At 69.4% G+C, this 7,665-nt stretch carries 9 protein-coding genes; 5 read left to right on the top strand and 4 right to left on the bottom strand.

Annotated elements, in window-relative coordinates:
- Positions 1–126 precede the first annotated feature (126 nt).
- From ACFWPJ_RS03210 to ACFWPJ_RS03195, 4 genes are read right to left on the bottom strand one after another with little or no spacing between them, the layout of a single operon-like run.
- The gene (locus ACFWPJ_RS03210) at positions 127–1,212 is read right to left on the bottom strand and encodes an NAD(P)H-dependent flavin oxidoreductase (protein ID WP_378846461.1); all 1,086 of its coding nucleotides are present in this window, start codon (positions 1,210–1,212) and stop codon (positions 127–129) included.
- Entirely contained in the window at positions 1,209–2,009 is an 801-nt protein-coding gene (locus ACFWPJ_RS03205) for a CoA-transferase subunit beta (protein WP_378846459.1), read from the bottom strand. Before ACFWPJ_RS03205 ends, ACFWPJ_RS03210 begins: the two co-directional genes overlap by 4 nt.
- Positions 2,006–2,884 (bottom strand): CoA transferase subunit A, encoded by an 879-nt coding sequence (locus tag ACFWPJ_RS03200; RefSeq protein ID WP_378846457.1) that lies wholly within the window; start codon positions 2,882–2,884, stop codon positions 2,006–2,008. The genes ACFWPJ_RS03205 and ACFWPJ_RS03200 overlap by 4 nt, the downstream gene beginning before the upstream one ends.
- Positions 2,885–2,889: 5 nt before the next feature.
- On the bottom strand, positions 2,890–3,654 hold the full coding sequence (locus ACFWPJ_RS03195; RefSeq protein WP_378846455.1) for an enoyl-CoA hydratase family protein: 765 nt from the start codon (positions 3,652–3,654) through the stop codon (positions 2,890–2,892).
- A 71-nt stretch (positions 3,655–3,725) separates the two neighbouring features.
- Here ACFWPJ_RS03195 and ACFWPJ_RS03190 point away from each other — a divergent pair, with 71 nt between their 5' ends.
- The 5 genes from ACFWPJ_RS03190 to ACFWPJ_RS03170 all read left to right on the top strand — a co-directional run bounded on the left by ACFWPJ_RS03190 (position 3,726) and on the right by ACFWPJ_RS03170 (position 7,641).
- Positions 3,726–4,502 (top strand): SDR family oxidoreductase, encoded by a 777-nt coding sequence (locus ACFWPJ_RS03190; RefSeq protein WP_378846452.1) that lies wholly within the window; start codon positions 3,726–3,728, stop codon positions 4,500–4,502.
- Between the two features lie 26 nt (positions 4,503–4,528).
- Complete coding sequence (locus ACFWPJ_RS03185; RefSeq protein WP_378846450.1) at positions 4,529–5,443, top strand: SDR family oxidoreductase; 915 nt, start codon at positions 4,529–4,531, stop codon at positions 5,441–5,443.
- A 199-nt stretch (positions 5,444–5,642) separates the two neighbouring features.
- Positions 5,643–6,893 (top strand): hypothetical protein, encoded by a 1,251-nt coding sequence (locus ACFWPJ_RS03180; RefSeq protein WP_378846448.1) that lies wholly within the window; start codon positions 5,643–5,645, stop codon positions 6,891–6,893.
- An 11-nt stretch (positions 6,894–6,904) separates the two neighbouring features.
- Entirely contained in the window at positions 6,905–7,420 is a 516-nt protein-coding gene (locus tag ACFWPJ_RS03175; protein WP_378846446.1) for an ImmA/IrrE family metallo-endopeptidase, read from the top strand.
- Positions 7,417–7,641, top strand: coding sequence for a hypothetical protein (locus ACFWPJ_RS03170; RefSeq protein ID WP_378846444.1), 225 nt, complete (start codon positions 7,417–7,419; stop codon positions 7,639–7,641). Before ACFWPJ_RS03175 ends, ACFWPJ_RS03170 begins: the two co-directional genes overlap by 4 nt.
- The last annotated feature ends 24 nt before the right edge of the window (positions 7,642–7,665 follow it).

Here is a 7,665-nt window from a genome sequence, read left to right as displayed (position 1 = left end):
CCGGACCCTTTGCGCACCTGTTCTGTGCGCCACGGGGTCCGGTGTTCGATCGCCCCATGCGACCGACGGTTGGCTCTGGGCCGTCGGTCGGGGCGAGCTTTGGGGTGGAGCCGTTGTCGGCTCCGGTCAGTGGGCCTCGGAGGCGGGCTCGGTGGTCAGCGCCGAGATCGCCTGGATCCGGGCAACGGCGTCGGTGACGATCCCGTCGATCAGTTCCGCCACCGTCGGCAGGCTGTCGATGATGCCGGTGACCTGGCCCGCGGGCAGCACGCCCGCATCCGTACGGCCCTCGACGAGACCGGCTTTGGTCAGCATCGCCGAGTTCGCCGCCATCACGACCTGGGACCAGCTGAGGTCCTTGGTCTTGCGCATGGCCAGGCCGTCGCGCATCAGCGTCGACCACTTCATGCCGGTCATGGACTTGAACTTGGCCGCGTTGCCGACCGCCGCGGACAGGCCGCGCCAGCCGCCGGAGTGCTCCAGCTTCTCGACCAGTTCGGTGTTCAGCATCCGGTGCGGCATGCCGTCGACCTTCACCGAGACCACCGTGTCCTGCAGACCGCGCGCCAGGTACTCCTGCTTCACGGCCTCGGGAACGGTGCTCTCCTGGGTCAGCAGGAAGCGGGTGCCCATCGCGACACCGGCCGCACCGTAGGACAGCGCGGCGGCCAGGCCGCGCCCGTCGAAGAAGCCGCCCGCCGCGACCACCGGGATATCGACCGCGTCGAGCACCGAGGGCAGCAGCAGCGTGGTGGCGACCGGACCGGTGTGCCCACCGCCCTCACCGCCCTGCACGATCACCGCGTCGGCGCCCCAGGAGGCCACCTTCACCGCGTGCTTGGCGGCGCCGATCGACGGAACCACCACGACACCGGCGTCTTTGAGCTTGGCGATGAGGTCCTTCTTCGGCGCGAGCGCGAAGGACGCGACCTTGACCTGCTCACGGATGAGCAGGTCGATGCGCTCGGTGGCGTCGGTCGCGTCGGCGCGGATGTTCACGCCGAACGGCTTGCCGGTGAGCGACTTGGTCTTGGCGATCGCCGCCTCGAGCTCCTCGAAGGTCATCGTGGCCGAGGCCAGGATGCCGAGACCGCCCGCGTTGGCGGTGGCCGCGACCAGGCGCGGACCGGCGACCCAGCCCATACCGGTCTGCACGACCGGATGCTCGATGCCGACCAGCTCGGTCAGCGGAGTCCGCAAGCGCGCACTCATGCCGCCACTTCCTTCTCCCGGAAACCCTTGGGGTCGAGCACAGTACGGATGATCCGCAGCTCTTCCTCGGTGGGCAGCCTGGTCTCGCCCGCGGTGCCGAGCTCGGCCACCTCGAAGGAGGTGTTCTCGGCGACCTCGTCGGCGCTCACACCCGGATGCAGCGACAGCGCGCGCAGGGTGTGGTCGGGCCCGTTGAAATCGAACACGCCCAGGTTCGTCACGACCCGGTGCAGGTGGTGGAACCGGTAGGCCGGGTTCTCGGGATCGATACGGTCGTAACCGATTCCGGAGATGATGTCGACCTGATCGACGAACACCCGCTTGTTGTGCCGGGGCACGAAGTAGCTGGTGGCGTGGTTGATGGTGTTGCCCGGCGCGCCGCGCACACCGAACATCTGCCGGGTCGGCTGCTGCAGCGGACCGAAGGCCGACAGGTTCTGGTTGCCGAACCGGTCGATCTGGTTGGCGCCCATCACCACGTGCCGACGGCCGGAGGCGACCACGTCGAACACCTTGGAGAACGGAATCCAGCCCTCGACAGGGGCTTTCGCGCCGATCGCCGGAACCTCGGCGAAGAACAACGCCTCGCCGTCGGACAACAGCAGATCGGGCTCGAAGGTGAGCCGGGCCAGCCGGGCACCGATGGTGGTGACCGTCGACATCGGGCTGGCCATGATCTCGCCGGCTCCGCGGAAGATCTCCGCGGCGGCGACGACGCAGACTTCAGCACGGGTAATGCGCCCGCCCGTCTCCCGGCCGCCACCCCTCACGGAATCGCCTAGCGATGCTGTACTCATTTCTGCTCCTCGGCGAAAGCGTTGACGGCGGCCTGGTATTCCTCTTCGGAGACATCCAGATAGCGAGCCTTGAACTCGGCCCACGACTCGGGCGTCTGCGCGGCGGCCACATAGTGCTTCTGGAACTTCTCGTCGCGGCCGTAGCTGCCGGAGAAGGTGAAGTGCGCGCCACCCGGCGATTCGACGACACCGTCGACCAGCATCCGGTTGAGGATGATCGACTGCTGCGGAACGGCTTTCACCAGTTCCTCGGTCTCGACGAGACGATCCACCGAGACATAGCGTCGCTCGGCGGCCAGGCAGTACAGGTCGTCGAAGTACGGGTCAACGCCGGTGTAGGCGGCATTACCGTGCTTGTCGGCCAGATCCAGGTGCACGAAGGAAGCGTCGAGGTTCAGCGCGGGCATCGCCACGAGCGTCTCGGTCTTGCCGTCGGCGGCCGGGTACGGCGACTGGATCGTCTGCAACTCGCCGTCCCAGAAGTCGATCACCGACGAACCGAGACCGGCCCGGATCGGCAGGAACGGCAGCCGGGCCGCGGCGGCCTGCAGACCGCACTTGACCATGCCCTCGTCCATCTCGCGCACGGTGATCGCGCCCTCGGTGCGCGCCTTGGCGAACCACGGATCGTAGAAGGGCGCCGAATCCAGCGAGACGAACCCGTAGTACGCCTTGCGCACCTTGCCCGCCGAGCACAGCAGGCCCAGATCGGGGCCGCCGTAGGTGACCACGGTCAGATCGGTGACATCGGAGCGCAGCAGCGCGCGCACCAGCGCCATCGGCTTGCGCCGGGAACCCCAGCCGCCGATGCCGATGGTCATGCCGCTGCGCAGCTCGCCGACGACCTCGTCGAGCGTCATTCTCTTGTCGCGCATGGCGTCTACTTCTCCTTCTTCTGCGCGGCGAGATCGTCGTCGAAACGCGCCCTGATCTCGTCGGCGACTCCGGCGAGGTTGAGCTCCATGGTGAAGCCCTGCTCGTAGCGGTAGGAGCGGTGCACGTCCTGCACGTCGATGCCGTTGAGCGCGCGCTTGGCGGCCCGGATCACGCGGCCGTCCTTGTTCGCGATGTTCTTGGCGACCTCCATGGCCGCGGCGTCGAGTTCGGCGCGCGGCACCACCTGATACACCGAGCCGTAGTGGTGCAGCTGCTGGGCGGTGAGCTTGCCCGCGGTGTAGAACATGGTCCGCATCAGATGCTGCGGGACCAGTCGCGCCAGGTGGGTGGCCGCGCCGAGCGCGCCACGGTCCACCTCGGGCAGGCCGAAGGTGGCGTCGTCGGAGGCGATGATGACATCGGAGTTGCCGACCAGCCCGATGCCACCGCCCAGGCAGAAGCCGTTGACGGCGGTGACCACGGGCACCTGGCAGTCGTAGACGGCCGCGAAGGCCTCGAAGCAGCCGTGGTTGGCGCGGATCAGCGCGGTGTGGCCGGTGTCGGCGTTCATCTCCTTGATGTCGACGCCGGCGTTGAAGCCGCGGCCCTCGGCCCGCAGCACCACCACCCGGGTCTCCGGATTACGGCCTGCCTCCCTGATCGCGTCGGCCAGGGCGAACCAACCGTCGGACGGTAGTGCGTTGACCGGCGGGTAGTCGACTGTGACGACTTCGACGCCCTCGGTTTCGGTGTGACGGTTTATCCCCATCGCAAGTCCCATCGTGCGCGACTCGGGCGAACCCCGAGACAAAGCAAGCAATTGCTTGGTAGGTTAGCACGGTGGCTGTAGAAATCGACCTTTCCGAGCAGATCGTTCTGGTGACGGGTGGTGTCCGCGGTGTCGGCGCCGGCATCAGCCGGGCCTTCCTCGCCGCGGGCGCGACCGTGCTGACCTGCGCGCGCAGGCCCGCCGACGAACCGATCACGGTGGGTGAGCGCAGCACCGAGCACCTCACCTGCGATGTCCGCGATGTCGACGCGGTGTCGGCGATGTTCGCCGAGATCGTTGCCCGACACGGCCGGATCGACCATGTGGTCAACAACGCGGGCGGTGCGCCGTTCGCGATGGCCGACGCCGCGAGCCCGAAGTTCCACGCCAAGATCGTGGAACTGAATCTGCTCGCGCCCCTGCTGATCTCGCAGCAGGCCAATGCGGTGATGCAGAAGCAGGACGCGGGCGGCTCGATCGTGATGATCACCAGCGTCAGCGGGCACCGCCCCTCGCCCGGCACCGCCGCCTACGGCGCGGCCAAGGCGGGCCTGGACAATCTGGCCTCCTCGCTGGCCGTCGAGTGGGCGCCCAAGGTCCGGCTGAACTCCGTCGTCGTCGGCCCGGTCGAGACCGAACTCAGCCACCTGCACTACGGCGACGCCGACGGCGTGGCCGCGGTCGCCAAGACCGTGCCGATGGGCAGGCTCGCCAGCCCCGCCGACGTGGGCAGCGCCGCGCTCTTCCTCGCCTCACCCCTGGCCGCGCACGTCAGCGGTGCCACCCTGCTCGTCCACGGCGGCGGCGAACGGCCGGCCTTCCTGGACGCCGCCACCGCCAACCACTAGACCCCGATAAGACACAGGAGTTTCATATGGACGACCAGCAGTTGATCTGCGCGGGCCGCACCGTCATCGTCACCGGCGCGGGCCGGGGGATCGGCCGCGCGCACGCGCTCGCCTTCGCCGCCGCGGGCGCGCGCGTGGTGGTCAACGACGTCGGCACCGCGCTCGACGGCGCCGAGACCACCGAGACCCCGGCCCAGCAGGTCGTCGACGAGATCGTCGCCGCCGGTGGCGAGGCCGTCGCCAACTACGACGACGTGGCCGACTGGGAGGGCGCCCGTCGCCTGATCCGCCAGGCCGTCGACACCTTCGGCGGCCTCGACGTGCTGGTGAACAATGCCGGCTTCGTGCGCGACCGGATGCTGGTCAACCTCGGCGAGGACGAGTGGGACGCGGTGGTCCGCGTGCACCTCAAGGGCCACTTCGCGACCATGCGGCACGCCGCCGAGTACTGGCGCGGCGAGTCGAAGGCGGGTCGTCCGGTCGACGCCCGCGTCATCAACACCAGCTCCGGCGCCGGGCTGCAGGGCAGCGTCGGCCAGGGCAACTACGGCGCGGCCAAGGCCGGTATCGCTGGTCTCACCCTCACCGCGTCGGCCGAGTTCGCCCGCTACGGCGTCACGGTGAACGCCATCGCGCCCGCCGCCCGCACCCGGATGACCGAGACGGTCTTCGCCGACACCATGGCGGCCCCCGATTCCGGCTTCGACGCGATGGCGCCGGAGAACATCTCCCCGCTCGTCGTGTGGCTCGGCAGCACCGAGTCGGCCGGGGTGACCGGCCGGATGTTCGAGGTCGAGGGCGGCAAGGTGGCGCTCGCGCAGGGCTGGCGCCACGGTGCCCCGGTCGACCGCGGCGCCCGCTGGAACCCGGCGGAGCTGGGCCCGGTCGTGGCCGAACTGATCGAGAAGAGCGTCGAACCGGAACCGGTGTACGGCGCATAGCAAACACGGGGAGCGCAGGTCGGGGAAACTACCCGGCCTGCGCTTTCGCCATGTCAGCCCGTTAAGGGGGCTGGACGACTCTTGCTCTCTCCTGCGTGGAAGCAACGGTGGGTTTACCATGGGCTACTGTTCGTCGAGCCCGGAATGTGTCGCGACCGGGGGTAATGCTGCGCTGAACGGATGAGGGGATGACAGGCGCATGGCCGTTGGTCGCATCTTGCGCGTACTTGCCGCTGCGAGCGTGCTGGCCGGCTCTGCTCTACTCGGGCCTGCACTCGCCGCCGCCGCACCGGAAAAGCCACCGACTCCTGCCGCTCAGGCCCCCGATAGTGGAAGCAGCGGACAGGGGAACAACGGCCAGAACAACGGCGGCCACAACAATGGCAAGCCCGGCGGCGAACTGAGGCTGCCCACCGGCTCCGGTGACGGCGGCCAGGGCAACAACAACGGCCAGGGCAACAACCCCGCCGACGCGAACGGCAACCAGGGCGACAGCGGCAGCAACCCCGCCGATCCCCAGCATCCCGCTGGTGCGCCCGTCGCCGGTGACGGTGAGTGGCAGCCGCTGAATATCCCCGGCCAGTCCACGCATGACGTCCCGAAGAAGGAAGTCAACGGCTCCGGTTCCGCCTCGGGCTCCGCCGCCGCCGGTTCGGCCGCCGCGGTCGCGGGTTCGGCCGCCGCGGGCGCTGTCCTCGGCACCGGCTCCGCGGGTCTCGGCCTGCTCCTCGGCACCGGATCGGCAGGCGTCGGCGCCATCCTCGGCACCGGTTCGGCCGGTATCGCGGCAGTCCTCGGCACGGGATCGGCCGGCGCTGCGGGCGTCCTCGCGACCGGTTCGGCAGGTGCGGCCGCGGTGCTCGGGACCGGCTCGGCCGCGGTCGGTTCGGCTGCCGCTGGCACCGGTTCCGCTGCCCTTGGCCTGGGCTCCGCTGTCCTCGGAACCGGTTCTGCCGCAGTGGGTTCGGCGGCTGTCGGCTCCGGTGCCGTCGGTTCCGCCGGTACGGGTTCGGCCGCGGTCGGTTCGGCCGCCGTCGGTTCCGCCGCGGTGGGCTCGGCCTCGCCGCTGCTCCTGCTGCTGATCCCGATCCCCTCCGCCCCGGCAGCGCCCGCATTACCGTCGATCGCGATTCCCCCCTCACCCGCCGTGCCGTCGGTGCCCGTGCCGAATGTGGCTGTGGCAGAACAGGTTCCGGCAGCAGCACCCCCCGCGATCGCGCCTCCCGCGGCCCCGCCCGCCGCGGCCGCGCCTGCCCCGCCGAGTCACGCGTTCAAGCCAACCAGTGACAACAGCGGCCTGCCCGAACCGAAACTGCTGTCGGTGATCGGCGGGCTGATCGCGTTGACCCTGGCCGGAACCGGCTCGGGCGCAGTGAGTTTCCAGGGTGCGGCGGCAGCCCAAGCACGGGTGAACGCGGCGCGTGCCGAGTTCTTCGGACCGAGGTTGTGAGGGGATCTTCGATGAGCAAGAGCAAGACCCAGAGCACCTCCAGGTCCTATCGCCGCGTCGCCGCCGCGGTGGACGCGGTGTGCGCGGTCGCCGCCGACTCCGACGCGACCACCCTCGATGAGGTGGTCGCGGCGATCTCGCGCGAGCGCAAGCGCGAAATCGAGATCACCAGTGCGCAATTGGGCCCCGGCGTCTGTGGTCAGCGCCGGTTCTACCCGGAACGCGACATTATCGTCCTCGCCGACGCCCTACCCAGTCGCGATCACACCCTCGCGCACGAACTGGGCCACATCGTCTTCGACCACGAGGGCGCGCCCGCGGTGGAGACCACACTCGAGGTCAGTGACGACCTGATCGCCTACATGCTCAGCCAGCGCGCCCACGCGCAGATCGTCGACGACGGCGCCGATGACCTCGCCGAATGGGAGGCCGAGACCTTCGCGGCCATGCTCATGACCCGGCTGCGCGTGTTCAACAACCGGGGCGCGGGCGTCTCGGTCCTTCGATTCGATGAGGCACTCGGATGACACTCTGGTTGACAGCCCTGCTGGTCTGGGTTGCCGCGGGTGCGCGAGTGGGTCGCGTGCTGGTCAAGCCCGCGACGACCGCCCGCGTGGCCATCGTCGTCGCGGTCGCCGCCGTCGCACTCGCGGCGACCGTCGCGATTCCCGATATCGCGGTGGCCGTCGACAATCTGCTCCCCGGCGGTCTGCGCAGCGGCTGGTTGTCCACTGGCATCGTCGATTAGGCGTGGATACTGTTCACCACGGCC

The sequence above is a fragment of the Nocardia sp. NPDC058497 genome (assembly GCF_042720195.1).
Classification (GTDB): Bacteria; Actinomycetota; Actinomycetes; order Mycobacteriales; family Mycobacteriaceae; genus Nocardia.
This window is presented reverse-complemented; position numbering and strand designations above follow the sequence as displayed.

What these genes read in the sequence shown, in the direction of transcription:
- ACFWPJ_RS03210 (WP_378846461.1), bottom strand. Translation starts at nt 1,212, where the DNA reads ATGAGTGCGCGCTTGCGGACTCCGCTGACCGAGCTGGTCGGCATCGAG.
- ACFWPJ_RS03205 (WP_378846459.1), bottom strand. Translation starts at nt 2,009, where the DNA reads ATGAGTACAGCATCGCTAGGCGATTCCGTGAGGGGTGGCGGCCGGGAG.
- ACFWPJ_RS03200 (WP_378846457.1), bottom strand. Translation starts at nt 2,884, where the DNA reads ATGCGCGACAAGAGAATGACGCTCGACGAGGTCGTCGGCGAGCTGCGC.
- ACFWPJ_RS03195 (WP_378846455.1), bottom strand. Translation starts at nt 3,654, where the DNA reads ATGGGGATAAACCGTCACACCGAAACCGAGGGCGTCGAAGTCGTCACA.
- ACFWPJ_RS03185 (WP_378846450.1), top strand. Translation starts at nt 4,529, where the DNA reads ATGGACGACCAGCAGTTGATCTGCGCGGGCCGCACCGTCATCGTCACC.
- ACFWPJ_RS03180 (WP_378846448.1), top strand. Translation starts at nt 5,643, where the DNA reads ATGGCCGTTGGTCGCATCTTGCGCGTACTTGCCGCTGCGAGCGTGCTG.
- ACFWPJ_RS03175 (WP_378846446.1), top strand. Translation starts at nt 6,905, where the DNA reads ATGAGCAAGAGCAAGACCCAGAGCACCTCCAGGTCCTATCGCCGCGTC.
- ACFWPJ_RS03170 (WP_378846444.1), top strand. Translation starts at nt 7,417, where the DNA reads ATGACACTCTGGTTGACAGCCCTGCTGGTCTGGGTTGCCGCGGGTGCG.